This window comes from Curtobacterium sp. Csp2 (assembly GCF_013347165.1).
Genome location: NZ_CP054593.1, coordinates 452,060 through 468,063 on the forward strand (window position 1 = coordinate 452,060; position 16,004 = coordinate 468,063).

16 protein-coding genes are annotated in these 16,004 nt (G+C 72.9%); 2 read left to right on the forward strand and 14 right to left on the reverse strand.

Annotated features, from left to right (window positions below):
* Window positions 1–8: 8 nt before the first annotated feature.
* The 7 genes from HUN59_RS02275 to HUN59_RS02305 form a co-directional block, all read right to left on the reverse strand.
* The gene (locus HUN59_RS02275) at window positions 9–905 is read right to left on the reverse strand and encodes a YrhB domain-containing protein (RefSeq protein WP_174777372.1); all 897 of its coding nucleotides are present in this window, start codon (window positions 903–905) and stop codon (window positions 9–11) included.
* Complete coding sequence (locus tag HUN59_RS02280) at window positions 902–1,639, reverse strand: hypothetical protein (RefSeq protein WP_174777373.1); 738 nt, start codon at window positions 1,637–1,639, stop codon at window positions 902–904. The genes HUN59_RS02275 and HUN59_RS02280 overlap by 4 nt, the downstream gene beginning before the upstream one ends.
* Window positions 1,636–2,040 (reverse strand): hypothetical protein, encoded by a 405-nt coding sequence (locus HUN59_RS02285; RefSeq protein ID WP_174777374.1) that lies wholly within the window; start codon window positions 2,038–2,040, stop codon window positions 1,636–1,638. The genes HUN59_RS02280 and HUN59_RS02285 overlap by 4 nt, the downstream gene beginning before the upstream one ends.
* Complete coding sequence (locus tag HUN59_RS02290; RefSeq protein WP_174777375.1) at window positions 2,033–2,563, reverse strand: hypothetical protein; 531 nt, start codon at window positions 2,561–2,563, stop codon at window positions 2,033–2,035. The genes HUN59_RS02285 and HUN59_RS02290 overlap by 8 nt, the downstream gene beginning before the upstream one ends.
* Complete coding sequence (locus HUN59_RS02295) at window positions 2,560–4,086, reverse strand: scabin-related ADP-ribosyltransferase (RefSeq protein ID WP_368076197.1); 1,527 nt, start codon at window positions 4,084–4,086, stop codon at window positions 2,560–2,562. Before HUN59_RS02295 ends, HUN59_RS02290 begins: the two co-directional genes overlap by 4 nt.
* A gap of 2 nt (window positions 4,087–4,088) precedes the next feature.
* A complete protein-coding gene (locus HUN59_RS02300) occupies window positions 4,089–4,418 on the reverse strand; it encodes a DUF6507 family protein (RefSeq protein ID WP_174777377.1) in 330 nt (109 codons plus the stop codon).
* 86 nt (window positions 4,419–4,504) lie between these two features.
* Window positions 4,505–4,801, reverse strand: a complete 297-nt coding sequence (locus HUN59_RS02305; RefSeq protein ID WP_174777378.1) for a WXG100 family type VII secretion target — start codon at window positions 4,799–4,801, stop codon at window positions 4,505–4,507.
* Window positions 4,802–4,908: 107 nt separating this feature from the next.
* Between HUN59_RS02305 and HUN59_RS02310 the strand changes: the two genes are divergently transcribed.
* Window positions 4,909–9,324: an FtsK/SpoIIIE domain-containing protein gene (locus HUN59_RS02310; protein ID WP_174777379.1), complete on the forward strand. Its 4,416-nt coding sequence runs from the start codon at window positions 4,909–4,911 to the stop codon at window positions 9,322–9,324.
* Window positions 9,325–9,368: 44 nt separating this feature from the next.
* Here the strand turns inward: HUN59_RS02310 and HUN59_RS02315 are convergent, their stop codons facing one another.
* From HUN59_RS02315 to HUN59_RS02345, 7 genes are all read right to left on the reverse strand, one after another.
* Window positions 9,369–9,914, reverse strand: a complete 546-nt coding sequence (locus HUN59_RS02315; RefSeq protein ID WP_217483607.1) for an RNA 2'-phosphotransferase — start codon at window positions 9,912–9,914, stop codon at window positions 9,369–9,371.
* Window positions 9,915–9,960: 46 nt separating this feature from the next.
* Window positions 9,961–10,566 carry an FHA domain-containing protein gene (locus tag HUN59_RS02320; protein ID WP_174777380.1) on the reverse strand — a complete coding sequence of 202 codons (606 nt, stop codon included), beginning with the start codon at window positions 10,564–10,566 and terminating at the stop codon, window positions 9,961–9,963.
* Entirely contained in the window at window positions 10,566–11,195 is a 630-nt protein-coding gene (locus HUN59_RS02325) for a hypothetical protein (protein WP_174777381.1), read from the reverse strand. Before HUN59_RS02325 ends, HUN59_RS02320 begins: the two co-directional genes overlap by 1 nt.
* A gap of 5 nt (window positions 11,196–11,200) precedes the next feature.
* Complete coding sequence (locus HUN59_RS02330; RefSeq protein ID WP_174777382.1) at window positions 11,201–12,040, reverse strand: oxygenase MpaB family protein; 840 nt, start codon at window positions 12,038–12,040, stop codon at window positions 11,201–11,203.
* Window positions 12,037–12,429 carry a hypothetical protein gene (locus HUN59_RS02335; RefSeq protein ID WP_174777383.1) on the reverse strand — a complete coding sequence of 131 codons (393 nt, stop codon included), beginning with the start codon at window positions 12,427–12,429 and terminating at the stop codon, window positions 12,037–12,039. The genes HUN59_RS02330 and HUN59_RS02335 overlap by 4 nt, the downstream gene beginning before the upstream one ends.
* 44 nt (window positions 12,430–12,473) lie before the next feature.
* A complete protein-coding gene (locus tag HUN59_RS02340; protein ID WP_058741266.1) occupies window positions 12,474–12,767 on the reverse strand; it encodes a hypothetical protein in 294 nt (97 codons plus the stop codon).
* Between the two features lie 236 nt (window positions 12,768–13,003).
* On the reverse strand, window positions 13,004–14,635 hold the full coding sequence (locus HUN59_RS02345; protein WP_174777384.1) for a RecQ family ATP-dependent DNA helicase: 1,632 nt from the start codon (window positions 14,633–14,635) through the stop codon (window positions 13,004–13,006).
* A 199-nt stretch (window positions 14,636–14,834) separates the two neighbouring features.
* Here HUN59_RS02345 and sucC point away from each other — a divergent pair, with 199 nt between their 5' ends.
* Window positions 14,835–16,004 carry an ADP-forming succinate--CoA ligase subunit beta gene (gene sucC / locus HUN59_RS02350; RefSeq protein ID WP_174777385.1) on the forward strand — a complete coding sequence of 390 codons (1,170 nt, stop codon included), beginning with the start codon at window positions 14,835–14,837 and terminating at the stop codon, window positions 16,002–16,004.

The following is a 16,004-nucleotide window of genomic DNA, read 5'->3' on the forward strand; positions in this document are numbered from 1 at the left end:
ATTTGTCGCTATGACAAGAAAGAGTCGACGATTCGCTGACCGGCCTCGGCGAGCTGGGCTTCGATGCTCGTCGCGGTGTGGAGCCGGAAGGACGGCGAGCCGTCCTTCGGCACCACGAACGGGCCGTTCCCGACGAGCCGGAGGAGGACGTCGCCGGTCTCGTACCAGGCTCGGCTGTCGAAGAGCACGATCCACCAGTCCTCGGTCTCGACGTGGGCACGGTCCCAGACGAGGTCCCGGACGTCGGCGTGCTCCGCGACGAACCGCTCCCGAGCATCCGCGAGCGTGAGGTCCGGGCGAGCCGTGACGGCCGTTCGCCCCGCAAGGGTGACTCGTGCAGCGCGGCGCCACCGAGGCGGCACGGCGTCGAGCGACGTGACGACGAGGACCTCGGGATGCGGACGAGGGCCGAGTTCGACTGCGGCACGCGTCACCCACGACTCCGGATCCGGATCGATGACGAGGGTCAGGCTGTGCGTCGACGGTGCCGCAGCGAAGAGCTCGAACGCGGCGTCCTGTGCGGACACCCGTACGACCGCCTCCGCCCAGATGCCACGCGACGCGGTCAGTGCCGACGCATGGATCGCGCTCGACGCGTACGGCAAGAGCTGCCGCTGACGTCCTGGCCGCTCCGTGACCGAGAGGCCCTCCGCGGAACCCGAGGCAGCGTCCACCTGGACCGCGTAGCGCCCGCTGCGCTCGTCTGCTGCCAGGTCCTTCCGGCGGACGACGCGGGTCGCGACGCCGCGGTCAGCAGGACGGTCGGAAGCGATCGCGTAGGCGAACACTGCTGAGCGGCCCCGGTCGAAGGGCAGCCGAACCGGCTGGCCTCGGTCGTCGACGGCGAGGTGCAACTCGTCCGGGACGGGCACCGCAGGCAGGACGCTCGAACGGCTCGTGGTCACGTCCACGGTCCTTCGCGGCGACGCTGCTCCGCGCTCGACCGTCGAGCCCAGCGGAGCTCCGCTCGAACCCAGCGTCGCCGGTACGCGGCGACGAGGTGGTCGGCACGCGGGTGGGAGGCGAGTGAGAGCACCTGGTCGAAGTAGTCACGTGCACCGTTCCGGAACCACGTCGCACCGGGACCCAGCTGTTCGACGAAGCGCCCGGTGTGCGGCCAGTGGAAGAGCTCGCCGTCGAACGACGGGTGGGCCGGGAACCGTGTGTGGACGAGCGAAGCCCGCTCGGTCAGCCGTTGCGTGTCGATGGGGTGGTCGAAGAGGCTGCCGTACGCCCAGCGTGGTTCCGGCGCCAGACCGCCCCGGAGGTCACCGCGACCGTCGAGGCGGTGGTCGAGAACGAAACGACGTCGACCACCGACGTGCTCGTCGATGTCCGGGTGGAGGACGTCGAGGATCAGTGCGAGGGCCGCCGCGGGGGCGACGTACGGAGCCATGTCCGTTCCGGCCCAGTCGCCGTCCTCGACTCCGTCCCGCTCGATGATGAGCCGCCCGTCCTCGGCGAACCGGCGGTCCCGGACCGGGCCGACCCAGATGAACGACGGCGGTCCGTCCAGGGCGACGTCGGCTCCTCCGGGGAACGGGCCGCCCGCCGCGGCGACCGCGACCTTCTGCGGGCCGGGCACGACGGCATGGGGCTGCCGCTGCTCCAGGGTCGTGTGCGAACTCCGGAGGGTCATGACCGCTCGCGGAGACTCGCGAACCACGCCTCGGTGGCTGTTCGCTGCTCGTCGACCGTCGCGAGGTCCTCGTCGTTCGGCGCGAGGGCGTCACGGGTCGGGAAGTCGGCAGGCAGACCGGATCGCACTCGGTACACCTGCGTTCCGGCGCTCATCTGTCGGCTCATCCGGCTCACGACGGCGTCTCTGCGAGCGCCCTCCACCGCGAGCAACCAGCCGGAGGCCTCCAGCGCTCGCCGGACACTCTCGAGCGCGGAGAACACGTCCGACCCGTGTCCTCGCCAGCGCTCGTCGCCCGAAGCGACGGTGATCACCTGGTCGGTCCCCGCTGTCTCGTGGGTCACGAAGGCCAGTCGGCGCTCACCCGACCCGATGAGCTCCCGCTCGAGCGTCTCACGCACGCGGTGTCGCCGGGACGAAGAGCGCAGCCGGCAGCAGCGCGGTGCCGAGGGGGTGCGGGTTCACCTCGAGCGCGATGCCGTTCGCGGCGACGTCCACGAGCGCAGACCCGCTCACCGTGCGGAAGTCCGCCTCGATGTCCGCGTGGTGGGGTGCGGAGGAGAAGGCCTGCAGGCGGCGGGGACGATCACCCTCGGCATCGAGCACGTAGAACCCGGCCGAGTCCGGACCGAAGACGTCGAACTCGAGCAGTCGGAAGGCCGCGACGAACTCGTCGGGGCGCACCTCGTCGCGGCTGAGTCCGGCGAGCAAGGTCACGAACTCGTCGTCGGCGACCTCGGCCATGCGAGCGACCGGGCTCTGGACGTAGTTGGGATTCGCGCGGAACGCACCGGCCGGCCGACCGTCCGGTCCACGCTCCCACGCACCGAGGATCGCGGTCGGTGGTACCTCGCCGGCGGGATCGTAGGCCGGGTCGATCTCGTAGATCCAACCGCTCACGGTCTGCCCGGTGCGGTTCGTCATGACGCTCCCTTCCCGATGAACTGGGCGAGTCTCGAGGGGTTCGGGATCCATTCACCCAGCTGCCCACCGGGGAGGACCGGATGTGCTCCGGTGACGTACTGGGGTTGCACCCCTCCTGGGAAGGCTATCTCCTGCTCGTGCGGGAACGGCGAGCGTGCCCCGAGCGTCGCGTTCACGTCGACACCGTGCCCAGGGTCCGCGATGGTGTAGCGGTAGTCCGTCGGCCACTGCTTGAAGAGCGACGGATCGGTCGTCGTGCTGACGTACTGCGACGGCGGGTTCCGGGCGGCGTACTCCCACAGGTCGACGTCGCCGTCCGGGCGGTGCGGGGTGAACCCGTGTTCGAAGATCTCCGAGGGGTCGCGGTTGTCCGACCGCCAGAGCGGACGTGTGCCCCCACGGACGCGGAGGCGGACAGCGTCACGGATCGCGATGTACGAGCGCCGACCGCGAGCAACGGCATCGGTCGCGCGGGCGACGACCACGCGCCCTGATGCGAGGACGCGCTCCCCGGCGCGAGCCATCCCCGCCATGCCGCGTGCGATGCCGCCCATGCCTCGGGCGTACTTGCCCACGCTCGCCAGGCGTCCGAGGGCACCGGCCGCGGGGACGCAGTCGATGAGGGCGAAGGCGAGGTCCCACCCGTCGGCCCTGCCCTGGCTCATCTTGTACAACGTGTCCGCGAGGACCACGAGCGCGATCGCGGCGATGACCAGTGTCCAGGGGCCGGGGATGATCATCGCGATGATCCCACCGACCGCGACGACGACCTTCGCGACCGACACGATCGTCTCCCACGCCTCGGACCCGAAGACCTGATCCCAGAAGGACTGCTTCCCCAGGCCCGCGTCGGCGGCCTCACCGATCTTCGTCGCGGTACGCCGCTCCCCGTCCTCCCAGTCACCCTTCGCGTCGGCGACGAGTCGTTTCGCGGCGTCGATGCGGGACTGCGCCGCGGCGATGTCGCCCTGCGCACTCGAGACGGAACCCTGCGCGACGGCGGTGTTGTCCGACGCGGCCCGCACCTGCGCCGGCGTCGGCACCTCCACCCCGGCAGGCACCTCCGACCCGGCCGGGTACTGGTCGGCAACCTGCGACAGGCTCCGGGCCGCGGTCTGGTAGTGCGACAGGGTCGACTGCGCGTCGCTCAACCGGCTCTGTGCGGCGGTGAGGTCCCCGGCGGCGTCCTTCGCGTCCGCGAGGGCACCATCAGCCCGGTACTGGGTGTCATCGACCACGTCCGCCCACCCCGACAACGCCGACGCTGCCAGCGCGTACGAGTCGACGAGCTTGGACAGGTCCGACGGGGTGTCCTGGATCGCGTCGACGAACACGTCGGCGGCTGCACCCTCCCAGTCGGTCAGCCACCCGGAGCCCTTCACCGAGTTCAGGCGAGTGGACGCGTCCGACGCGGCGTCGGAGATGCGCTGGTACTCCCGACCCATCATCCGGATCGTCGCCGGATCACCCTTGACCGGATCATCACCCTGATCGACGACATCCCAACCGGTGGGGCGTGCCACGGCTACTGCGCCCGAGCGGCAGCGGGACCGCCGCCGCCGTTCTCGTCGTTCACCTGCAGCGCGTGTGCGAGCTGCGCGTCGGTCTCGGTGTAGGTCTGCACCGAGGAGCCGAGCATGTCCGCCAGGGCCTTCGCGGACTCGCTGATCTTGTCGCGCTTGTCACCCCAGCGGTGGTCGAAGTCGTGCAGCGCGCTCTGCACCGTGCCCGACCCGATCTCGTCGTCGGATGCGTCGACACGCTTGTGTGCCTGCTCGAGCGTGCTGTGCACGGTCGTCAGGTCCTGCTGGAGCTCCCCGAGCCCCGTGAGGTCGACGAGCAGTCTGTCCGCCACGAAGTGTCCCCTCCCGGATCACGAACCACGAACCACGTCGACCCTGTGCCCCACGGGAACCGCGGGGCACAGGGTCGACGACGATGTCAGCCCTTGAGGCCGGAAGCGAGCGACTCGTCGGTGTCCGACAGGGTCTGCGACGCCTTGGAGAGGAACGAGGAGAGGCCGTCGAGACCCTGGATGGTCTGCGTGACGCCGCGGTTGAACTCGTCGTAGGACTCACCGAACGCGACGGACGACTTGTCCGTGACGTAGCCGTCCGAGATGAGCTGCTGGATCTTGCGCTGGAGGGCCGACAGACGGTCCTCGATGTCGGCCTGGCCGGCCTTGAGGTCCGAGGCCGCGGCCTCGAGGTCTGCGTACGAGACGTTGATGTTCGCCACGGTGTGACTCCCTTTCCCCGGAGTTTCGAGATGACCCCCCAACGGGGCGCACGAGAGGGGACATTACCATCGTGACACCAGGTGTAGTCAACGCTACGGGGGAAGACATGGCCTTCACGTTCACGATGGTCGACCGGGAGAGCGGCCAGACCGCGAACGTCTACGTCGACGGCGACGACACGCGACCGGTCGGCGACGTCGTGGCCGAGGCCGAACGGCTCATCGCGACCGACGTCACGACCTCCGGCCGCACCCCGACGTACTTCGTCGGCGAGCGGCCGCTCGACCTGCGCGCCCCGGTCGCCGAGTCGGGCGTCCGGTCGGGCGTCGTCGTGTCCCGCAGCACCGAGCAGGTCCCGCCGGCACCCCTCCGACCGCTCACCGACGCCGAGGTCAGGATCGTGTCCGGACTGCACGCCGGGACCGCCGTGCGCGTCTCGAACGGCACCGTGGTCGTCGGGACCCACCCGTCCGCGCACGTCCGCGTCCCGGTCGGCGCGACCGGTGCCGCCGTCGCCGAGGCCGACGGCACCGCCGCCGTCCCCGCCGTGGCGCTCCTGGTGACCGTGGCGGCCGACGGTGTCCGGGTCCGCCCGGCGAACGGGTTCGCGGGGGCCCTGCTCGACGGCGTCCCCGTGACCGAGGACGTCGCGTGGCCGGAGTCCGCGCTGCTGTCGGTCGGCAGCGTGCTCCTCGGCGTCGCCCGACCGGCGGACCGCGGCGCGCACCTGTCGCTCTCCGACGACGGCTCGGCGCTCGAGTACAACCGCCCGCCCCGGCTCCTTCCCCCGGACGAGCACACCCGCTACCAGCTGCCGGCACCGCCGACCGAGCCGCCGGCCCGGGCGCTGCCGATCCTGATGGCGCTCGCCCCGATGGGCATGGCGGTCATGTTCGTGTCCACCACGGGCCGCTGGATCTACCTGCTCATCGCGCTGCTCTCGCCGATCCTGATGATCATCACGGGGCTGCAGGGCCGTCGGCAGGGGAAGAAGACGTACCGGCAGCGCGTCGCGGAGTACGAGGACACCAAGGCGAGGATCGAGGCGGACGCGACCGAGAGCCTCCAGTCCGAACGCGCGCGCTGGATCGCGAGCGCCCCCGACCCGGCCGTGGTCTACGACACCGCGATCACGCCGCTGCCCCGTCTGTGGGAGCGGCGGCGCACCGACCCCGACCACCTGCTGGTGCGCGTCGGGACCGCGACCCAGCGGTCCGAGGTGACCATCGAGGACCCGGAGCAGCTCTCCCACAAGCGGACCGTCGCCTGGGACGCGGCCGACGTGCCGGTCCGGATCCGGCTCGCCGAACGGGGCGTGATCGGCATCGCCGGACCCGACGACGACGCCCGTCGTCTCGCGAACTGGGTCGTCGCGCAGCTGGCGACCCTGCAGAGTCCGAAGGACGTCTCCTTCACGCTCCTGACGGACAGCACCCGCACGGCGCTGTGGGAGTGGATGTCGTGGCTGCCGCACGTGCGCCGCACCGGCGCCGACCAGCCCATGACGAGCATCGCGACCGACGCCGCGTCGACCGCACGCGCGATCGCCGAGCTCGTCGCCCTGATCGAGGCGCGGAAGGAGGCCGGCATCGGGAAGAAGACCCCGCCGGCCGACGAGGTGGTCGTCGTGATGGACGGGGCGCGTCGCCTCCGCGCGATGCCGTCGCTCGTGCAGGTGCTCAAGGAGGGGCCGGCCGTCGGCGTGTTCAGCGTGTGCCTCGACCTGGACGAACGACTGCTGCCCGAGGAGTGCGACGCCGTCGTGGTCGTACACGACGACCGGCTCCGGGTCACCCAGCAGCGCACCGAGCGCATCGACGACGCCCGACCCGACCTGGTCGACCAGGACTGGCTCGAGTGGGTCGCCCGCTCGCTCTCCCCGATCGTCGACGCGAGCCCGGACGTCGAGGACGGCGCCATCCCGTCGTCCTCGCGGCTGCTCGACGTGCTCGGGCTCGAGCCGCCGACGTCCGACGCCGTGCAGGCGCGGTGGCTCCTCGGCGGCCGCAGCACGACCGCCGTCGTGGGGGAGTCGATCGACGGCGCGTTCGCGATCGACCTGCGGAACGACGGGCCGCACGGACTGGTCGCCGGGACCACCGGGTCCGGCAAGTCCGAGCTGCTGCAGACCATCGTCGCGTCGCTCGCCGTGGCGAACCGGCCGGACGAGATGAACTTCGTGCTCGTCGACTACAAGGGCGGCGCCGCGTTCAAGGACTGCGTGGACCTGCCGCACACCGTCGGCATGGTCACGGACCTCGACACGCACCAGGTGGAGCGGGCGCTCGAGTCGCTCGGCGCCGAGCTGCGGACGCGGGAGCACGCGCTCGCGGAGGTCGGGGCCAAGGACCTCGAGGACTACCAGGACCTGCAGGCCAAGCGCGCGGGTACCGACCAGGCGGTGCCGAGCATGCCGCGGCTGCTCATCGTCATCGACGAGTTCGCCTCGCTCGCCCGGGAGCTGCCGGACTTCGTGAAGGGTCTGGTGAACATCGCCCAGCGCGGCCGGTCGCTCGGCATCCACCTGATCCTCGCGACCCAGCGCCCCGGCGGCGTCGTGTCCCCGGAGATCCGCGCGAACACCAACCTGCGCATCGCCCTGCGGGTCACCGACCAGTCGGAGAGCCAGGACGTCATCGGCGCGAACGACGCCGCCCGGATCGCGAAGGCGACGCCGGGTCGCGCGTACGTGCGGCTCGGCGCCGCCTCGCTGCTGCCCTTCCAGTCCGGTCGCGTGGGCGGCCGGCGGCCCGGCAGCGACAGCCTGGAGGCACGCCCCGCGTTGGTCCGGGAGCTCACCTTCTCGTCGCTCAGCCAGCCGGCGCCGCGTCCGGCCGCCGTCGAGGTCGCCGCGACCGACGTGGAGGTCACCGACCTGAGCGTCCTCGTCGGCACCATCCGCGAGGCGACGCGTGCGATCGGCACACCCCCGCAGCGGAAGCCCTGGCTGCCCCCGCTCCCCGGCGTCGTCGGTCTGGACGACGTCGAGGCCGTCGGGACCGACGACCTCGGGCCGCTCGCCGTGGCCTGGGGCATCGAGGACCACCCGGCGGACCAGCGCCAGCGGCCCGCGGTGTTCGACCTGGACGAGGACGGGCACCTGTTCGTCATCGGGTCGCCGCGCTCCGGCCGCAGCCAGACCCTCCGGACGCTGGCCGGCGCGATGGCACTGCGACTCGGCGTCGGGGACGTCCACATGTACGGCATCGACTGCGGCAACGGGGCGCTGCTCGCGCTCGCCGGGCTCCCGCACTGCGGGGCCGTCGTGCAGCGGCACGAGCCCGAGCGGGTGTCGCGGCTGCTCGGCATCCTGCTCCGCACGGTGCAGGAGCGGCAGGCTGCGTTCGCCGCCGGCGGGTACTCCTCGATCGCCGAGCAGCGGTCCGACGAGCACACCACCCCGCTGCCGCACGTCGTCGTGTTCCTGGACCAGTGGGAGAGCTTCACGGCGACGCTGGGCGACGCCGAGAACGGGGCGCTGCACGACGCCGTCCAGACCCTGCTGCGCGAGGGCGTCGGGGTCGGCGTGCACCTCTTGGTGTCGGGTGACCGGACCCTGACCTCTGGGCGGATGTCGAGCCAGGTCGAGCGGAAGCTGCTCCTCGCGCTCGCCGACCGCGGGGACTACAACTACGAGGGCATCAACGGGAAGAAACTGCCGGAGGAGATCCCACCGGGCCGCGGCTTCCGGAACGCGACCGCGACCGAGACCCAGGTCGCGGTGCTGCCGGGCGGCCTCGGCGGACGCGACCAGGCCGCGGCGCTCCGCGACGTCGGTGCCGAGGTGCGGCGCCACGTGCAGCCGGGCACGCCGAAGCCGTTCCGGATCGACGTGCTGCCGCGGTCGATCACGCTCGACGACGCGTTGCAGCACCTGCCCGAGGAGCACGCCGTGCCCGGTCGGGTCGCGCTCGGCGTCGGCGGGGACGAGCTCACGCTGTTCACGCACGACTTCGTGCAGGACACCCCCGTCTTCATCGTCGGCGGCAGCGCGCGGTCGGGCAAGAGCTCGGCGCTCCTGGCGATGGCGCAGCACGTGCTCGCCTCGGGCGGAGCGGTCGTCGCGGTCACGCCGCGGGACTCCGCGCTGCGCGGACTCGACGGCACCGCGGGCGTCTCACTCGTGACGGACGCGGGTATCGGCGCCGAGGGGCTGTCGGCGCTCGTCGACGCGACCGCGGACCGGTTCACGCTCCTGCTCGTGGACGACGCCGAGGCGCTCAAGGAGAGCCCCGCGGAGCCGGTCTTCCGGGCCGTGATGGACTCCGACCGCGGGCGCTCGGTGGGCCTGGTGATCGCCGGCGACGTCGAGGGCGTGGCGAGCGGGTTCCGCGGGTGGCAGGTCGACGCGAAGAAGGCGCGGCGGGGGATGCTGCTCGCGCCGCTCAGCACCGTCGACGGGGACCTGATCGGCACGAAGCTCTCGAAGAGCCTCGTGACGCAGGACCGCGTGGTCGGTCGGGCGCTGCTGAACGACGCCGACCAGGTGCTGCGGCTCGTGCAGGTGCCGGGTCGGGCCTGACCGGCCCGCGCCGGTCGGCCCGTGCCTGGCCGGCGGGTGCCGGCTCAGGCGCCGACGGCCTCGATGAACGTCGGGGGCACGGCCAGGGCGAGGGTCACGCGGTCGTGGCCCTCGGCGAACTCGACCCCGGCGGCATGCGCCGCTGCGGCGTCGATCCGCAGCAGCACCGGGTGCGGGTCCTTCCGACGCCCGGCCTGCAGCGCGAGCTCCTGATCGGTGGTGAGGTGCGCGTACTGCCGCCCCATCGGCAGCAGGCCGTCCCGGAGGATCGCGGTCGCGGCGTCGGTCGAGGTCGCGTGCCACAGCACCGGCTGCGGGGTGATCGACGGCTTGACGATCCGCTCGTCGGTGGAGTGTCCGTACTGCGCGCGGATCCGGTCGCCCTCGATCACGAAGCGCTGCTTGTCCGACTCCGCGACGACCCGGCGGACGTCGTCACCCGTGACCTCGACCCTGGCGGCCTGGAGTCCGCGCACCAGGTCGTCGAGCGGCACGCTGCCGTCGGACCCGAGCGCGAGGCCGTAGGCCTCGGGCTCGTGCCGGAGGGCGTGCGACATCGCCTTGCTGATCACTGTGTCTCGTCGTGCCACCGGATCAGTCTTCCTCGGATTCCTGTTCGGCGAGCCAGGTGGTACTTCAGCCCCGCAGCGCCTCGTCCACCAGCCCCACCACCGGCTCCGCCCGCAGCGTGTGCCCGCCGAACACCACGGTGTCCCCCGGCGCGACGACCGTCCGCTGCGCCGGGGCCAGCACGGTCGTCGGGACCCCGGGGCGGCGGAGCTCGACGCCGTTCGCCGACCCCGCGTCGAGCACCCAGAAGGACCCCTCGGCGCCGAACCCGAACTCCAGGTGCGTCCGGCTCAGCAGCCGCTCGGGGTCCGCGAGGGCGATGACGTGGTCGTGTCCGCCGTCGGGGTGCGCGCTCGCGGGGTCGCGGCCGATCAGCCCCGTCCCGGACACCGTCACGCGCTGTTCGTCGTCGAGCACGAGGACCGCGCCGGCCCGCTGCCGCGCGGGACCGGCGTCACGCCCGGCGGCGGCACCGCCGAGGGGGCGCTCCGGCAGGCGTGCGACGGTCGCCCGGACACGGTCGGCGGAGGCCCGCGGCGCCGGCGGGGGTGTGAGCACGGCACGGGCGAGTTCGCCGCGGTCGGCCATCCGGGCGAGGTCGGCGTCGGTGACGTGCTCGACGACCGGCTCGGCGGGACGCCGGCGCCGGCGGCGGAACGGCCAGATCCGCATCAGACGGCTCCGTCGCCGTCGCCGGGGCCAGGGTCGCCGACGGTCGCGGAGTCCAGGAGCTCGAACGTGTCGGTCACGGTCTCGAACAGCTCCAGGAGCGGCTCGGCCAGGTCGGTCGCGGGCGAGGACACGCTCACGAGCGCCACCTGACCGTCCGCGGGCACGAAGGTCTGCATGAGCACGACGTCGAACGAGCCGCGGTCGTCCGGCGCCTGCACGGTCGAGACACCCCACACGCGCGGGACCCGACCGACCCGGGGGACGTCGTGCACGTCGACGTGCATGCCGTCGTCGGCACCGCCGAGTGCCGCCACGTGGTCGGTCAGGCTGCCGAGCGGGTCCTCGGACCCCGCGGGTGCGGGGAGCACGCTGACGGTGAGTGCCCCGGAGACGATGCCGTCCTCGCTCGGCTCGGCGAAGGCCGCGCAGTACCGTGCACCGCTGTCCCACGCCGACCGGGCGAAGCGGCGGAGCACCCGGACGATCTCGGTCCGGTGGTCCCACAGGTCGCGGTGCTCGACGATCCGCTCCTGCACGAGGGCGCTGATCCGGTCGTCGCGGCGGTCCGGTTCGACGGGCAGCTCGAACCAGGACCGGGGGACCGTGATGGCGAAGTGGTCGGCCGGCATGCCCGCTACCGTACCGCGCGGTACCGGGCGGCCGTCCGGTGCATCGCCCGCAGCAGCAGGGGCCCCGGGAGCCGCAGGAGCGCCGCCGGCACCGCGCGGCGGACACCTCGGACGAGCCGGACGGCCCGTCGGAAGCGCCGCTGTTCGCGCGGTCCCCAGGGGAACCCGTACGCAGTGCGCAGGGCTCCGGGCAGCATCCCGACCGTGACGATCCGGACGAGCGGCATCGCGGCCCGCACCCACGCGGGGGCGAAGCGCGGGTGGAGCAGGTCCCGGACGATCCCCCTGGCGTCGTCGGTGACGGTGAGCGTCGGCAGCGTCGCGGCCCAGTACCGGTCGAAGTCGGCGACGTCGCGGAACCAGTCCGCGGCTGGCACCCGCAACGCGGTCGCGATCGGCGCGTAGGCCGCGAGCACGTCCTCGGCCCGGTCCGGACCGAGCGGGTCGCCGAACAGTTCGTGGGCGCGGCGGGCGGAGTCGAAGAGGGTCGCCGCGACCCACAGCTGCCGCTCGACGTCGTCCGCGCCGGCGACGGGCCGGTGCGCGTGCTCGACGAAGGCGGTCGCCACGGCGGCGTCGGCGTCTGTGCCGATCACGACGGCGTATACGAACATCAGGGTGTGGGCGAGCCGCTGCTGCGGTCGCCGCGCGAAGTCGGAGTGCCGTCGGACCCCCGCCGCGACGACCGGGTCCGCGATCTGCAGCAGGATGGCGCGGCCGCCGGCCGCGACGGGCGTGCTGTCGGCCAGCCAGTCCCGTAGGGCACGGTCCGCGACCCGGCCGGTTGTCGGACGGGAGGCACGCCACCGGTCGTGCGCCGTGCCTCCAGGCCGTCGACCGGTCACGTCGCGGACCCGCTCCCGCGCGCCCGCAGTACCGGGACCACGTCCAGGAGGACGGCGGCGACGAGACCGACGCCACCGGCGATCGCTGCTGCGGTGACGCGGCCGGCGACGGTGTCGCCGGTGCCGGAAGCGGACACGGTGGCGGCGAGCGTGGTTCCTGCGAGCACGCCGGCGACGAGCCAGATGGCGGGGAGCGGCCAGGCGCGGGTCGGGCAACCGGTCACGACGGCGATCACGATCCCGGCGACGGCGAGCGCCACCCACGTGGCCGGGCCGTCACCGCGGACGAGCGTGTGCGCGCCGGCGGCCACCAGCAGGAGCGCGGCGAGGGCGAGCAGCCTCGCGACCGCAGGGACGCGGCGGACGGCGCCACGGACACGACGGAGCACGGGCGGCAACCTACCGTCCCGTGCTCCGTCGGTGCCGTGCTGCGTCAGAGCGGCTTCGTGCCGAGGTCGCCGCCGAGGTCCGGACGGTCCTCGTCCTCGTCGTGCTCCCAGAGGTCCGGGGAGCCCTCGCGCGGGGCGCCGCCGGTGGGGCCGTCGTCCGAGCCGTCGCCGACCTGCGGCTCGACGGTCTCGCCCGCGACCGCGTCGTTCGTGACGGTCTCCAGGGACTCCTCGGACTCGTCGACCTCGTACGGCCCGACGTGCTCGCGGTCCACGTCGTCGGCGCGGCGCTCCTGGGCGTCGAAGTCGTCGACGGGGCTGATGCCGGGGTCGCTCATGGTGGCTCCTTGTCGTTCGCCCGATCGGGCGCGTTCGGTGGTCCTCCGGTGTACGCCGGGCGCCTGACGGGGCGTCCGGGATGCGCACTCCCGGCCCGGCTTCGCGTCGCGTTCACCCGGCGGACACCTGCGGGACACGGACGCGGGGCACACTCGCCGTGCTCGGGGGAGTGGAGCGCGGTCGCCGACGGGTGGTCGAGCGACCGCGCCTTCCCCCTGTGCTCGGTGTCCCGGGTTCAGACCCGCTCGAGCAGGTGCCGCTCCTCGACGTCGGCCAGGGCCAGCGTCTTGTACCCGGCCGACTCGAAGAAGACGGTCACCCGGTCGTCCTCGGTGCTCATCACGGTGCCGTGGCCCCACTGCGCGTGCTCGACCGCCGACTCCGGCGGCCAGACGTCGTCGTGCGCACCTTCGGCGCCGTGCGCCCCCTGCTCGTAGGCGCTGCCCGACGTGCAGGTGTCGCAGTTCCCGCACGGCTCGGCGAGCTCGCCGCCGAAGTAGCCGAGCAGGAACTGGCGGCGGCAGCCGGTGGTCTCGGCGAACCGCCGCATCATCGCGATCCGGGACTGCTCGACCTGCTCGCGCTCCTCGGCGCGGGTGGTCGCACGCTTCGCGGCCTCGGCGGCGGAGTGCGGCGCGTCCGCGGCGCGGGTGATCCCGTCGGCGCCGTCGTCGAGCACGCCGGCCTCGACGAGGGTGTTCACCGCACGGCCCGCGGTCCGGGTCGACAGGCCGGACGCGTCGGCGAGGGCCGACCGGGCGATCGACCCGTCCGCGGGGACCGCGTCGAACACGGCGCGGAGCGACGCGGGCTTCGGGGTGCCGGTCGCGAAGAACCGGCGGAGGCCCAGGTCCTCGGCGCGGTAGTGCAGGGTCGCCGTCGCCGGGGCGCCGTCCCGTCCCGCACGGCCGATCTCCTGGTAGTGCGCGTCCACGGACTCGGCGACGTCGGCGTGCAGCACGAACCGGACGTCCGGCTTGTCGATGCCCATGCCGAAGGCGCTCGTCGCGACGACCACGTCGACCTCGCCGTCGTGGAAGGCGTGCAGGACGGCGTCACGGTCCTGGACGCGCATGCCCGCGTGGTACGGCCGGGCGTCCTTGCCGCGGGCACGGAGGGCGTCGGCGTACTCGTCGGTCTCCTTCCGGGTCGCGACGTAGACGATGCCGGTGCCGGTCGCCGCGGCGGCCTGCTCGACCACGGCCGCGCGCTTCTCGTCGGCGTCGGCGTAGCGCTCGACCTCGATGCGGATGCCCGGGCGGTCGAACCCGGCGGACAGCACGAGCGGGTCGCGCATGCCGAGGCGCGCGACGACGTCCTCGCGGACCGGGGCCGAGCCCGTCGCGGTGAGGGCGAGGACCGGCGGACGGCCGAGGCGCTCCGCAGCCTCGCCGAGGGCCAGGTACGCGGGGCGGAAGTCGTGTCCCCACGAGGACACGCAGTGCGCCTCGTCGACGGCGAGCAGGGAGACGCCCGCCGCGGCCAGTCGCTCGACGACGTCGTCCTTCGCGAGCTGCTCCGGCGCGAGGAACACGTAGCGGACGTCCCCGGCGGCGATGGCGTCCCACGCGTCCTCGACCTCGGCGGCCCGCTTGGTCGCGTTCACGGCCACGGCACGCGGGGCGTCCGGGTGCCGCTGCAGACCGACGACCTGGTCCTCCTGCAGCGCCACGAGCGGCGAGACCACGACCACGAGCCCGTCGAGCGCGAGCCCGGCGACCTGGTAGATCGCGGACTTCCCCGAGCCGGTCGGCATGAGGGCGAGGGCGTCGCGGCCGGCCAGGACGGCGTCGATGACCGTGGCCTGGGCGTCGCGGAGGTCCCAGCCGAAGACGTCGGCGGCGCGGGTACGGAGTGCGGTGTCCATCGGGCCCACCGTGCCCGGGTGCGGCTGGAGGTCCTCCCCGCGTGGCGCGTCGCGGCCATCCGGATCCGCGCACCGGGCGTCCACGCTGCGGCAGTAGGGTGGTCGCGGCCGTTGTCTCGACATCGAGCGACCCTCGACGTTGAGTGCGCGACCCGATGACCGATGCCGATCGCACGAACCGTGCGGGAAGAAGAACAGCGTGGATCTTTTCGAGTACCAGGCCAGGGACCTCTTCGAGTCCTACGGCGTCCCTGTGCTGCAGGGCATCATCGCCGACACCCCTGAGGAGGCGAAGGCAGCGGCCGAGAAGATCGGCGGCGTGGTCGTCGTCAAGGCCCAGGTGAAGGTCGGCGGCCGCGGCAAGGCCGGCGGCGTCAAGGTCGCGAAGACCCCGGACGAGGCGTACGAGCACGCGCAGGCGATCCTCGGCCTCGACATCAAGGGCCACACCGTCCAGCGCGTGATGGTCGCCCAGGGCGCCGACATCGCCGAGGAGTTCTACTTCTCGGTGCTGCTCGACCGGGCGAACCGCTCGTACCTGTCCCTCGTCAGCGTCGAGGGCGGCATGGAGATCGAGCAGCTCGCGGTCGAGAAGCCCGAGGCGCTCGCCCGCGTCGAGGTGAACCCGCTGACCGGGATCAACAAGGAAGCCGCGCTCGACATCGCCCGCCAGGCGAACTTCCCGGCGGAGCTGCGGGACCAGGTCGCCGACGTCTTCGTGCAGCTCTACGACGTCTTCGCCGGCGAGGACGCCACCCTGGTCGAGGTCAACCCCCTCGTCCGCACGGGCGACGGCCAGATCCTGGCGCTCGACGGCAAGGTCTCGCTCGACGAGAACGCCGACTTCCGGCACCAGGAGCACGCGCAGCTCGAGGACACCGCGAGCGAGGACCCGCTCGAGGCCAAGGCGAAGGCCCACGGCCTGAACTACGTCAAGCTCGACGGCCAGGTCGGCGTGATCGGCAACGGCGCGGGGCTCGTCATGTCGACGCTCGACGTCGTCGCCTACGCCGGTGAGCGCCACGGCGGCGTGAAGCCCGCCAACTTCCTCGACATCGGCGGCGGCGCCTCGGCCGAGGTCATGGCGAACGGCCTCGACGTCATCCTCGGCGACCCGCAGGTCAAGAGCGTGTTCGTGAACGTCTTCGGCGGCATCACCGCCTGCGACGCCGTCGCGAACGGCATCGTCGCCGCGCTCGGCATCCTCGGCGACGCGGCCACCAAGCCGCTCGTCGTGCGCCTGGACGGCAACAACGTGGACGAGGGCCGTCGGATCCTGGCGGAGGCCGCGCACCCGCTGGTCACCGTCGCCGCGACCATGGACGATGCGGCCGAGCAGGCCGCCGAGCTCGCCGCGGCCGCGGCGTAA

What these genes read in the sequence shown, in the direction of transcription:
- HUN59_RS02290 (WP_174777375.1), bottom strand. Translation starts at nt 2,563, where the DNA reads ATGACGAACCGCACCGGGCAGACCGTGAGCGGTTGGATCTACGAGATC.
- HUN59_RS02320 (WP_174777380.1), bottom strand. Translation starts at nt 10,566, where the DNA reads ATGCGGATCTGGCCGTTCCGCCGCCGGCGCCGGCGTCCCGCCGAGCCG.
- HUN59_RS02340 (WP_058741266.1), bottom strand. Translation starts at nt 12,767, where the DNA reads ATGAGCGACCCCGGCATCAGCCCCGTCGACGACTTCGACGCCCAGGAG.
- HUN59_RS02325 (WP_174777381.1), bottom strand. Translation starts at nt 11,195, where the DNA reads ATGCCGGCCGACCACTTCGCCATCACGGTCCCCCGGTCCTGGTTCGAG.
- HUN59_RS02280 (WP_174777373.1), bottom strand. Translation starts at nt 1,639, where the DNA reads ATGACCCTCCGGAGTTCGCACACGACCCTGGAGCAGCGGCAGCCCCAT.
- HUN59_RS02310 (WP_174777379.1), top strand. Translation starts at nt 4,909, where the DNA reads ATGGCCTTCACGTTCACGATGGTCGACCGGGAGAGCGGCCAGACCGCG.
- HUN59_RS02345 (WP_174777384.1), bottom strand. Translation starts at nt 14,635, where the DNA reads ATGGACACCGCACTCCGTACCCGCGCCGCCGACGTCTTCGGCTGGGAC.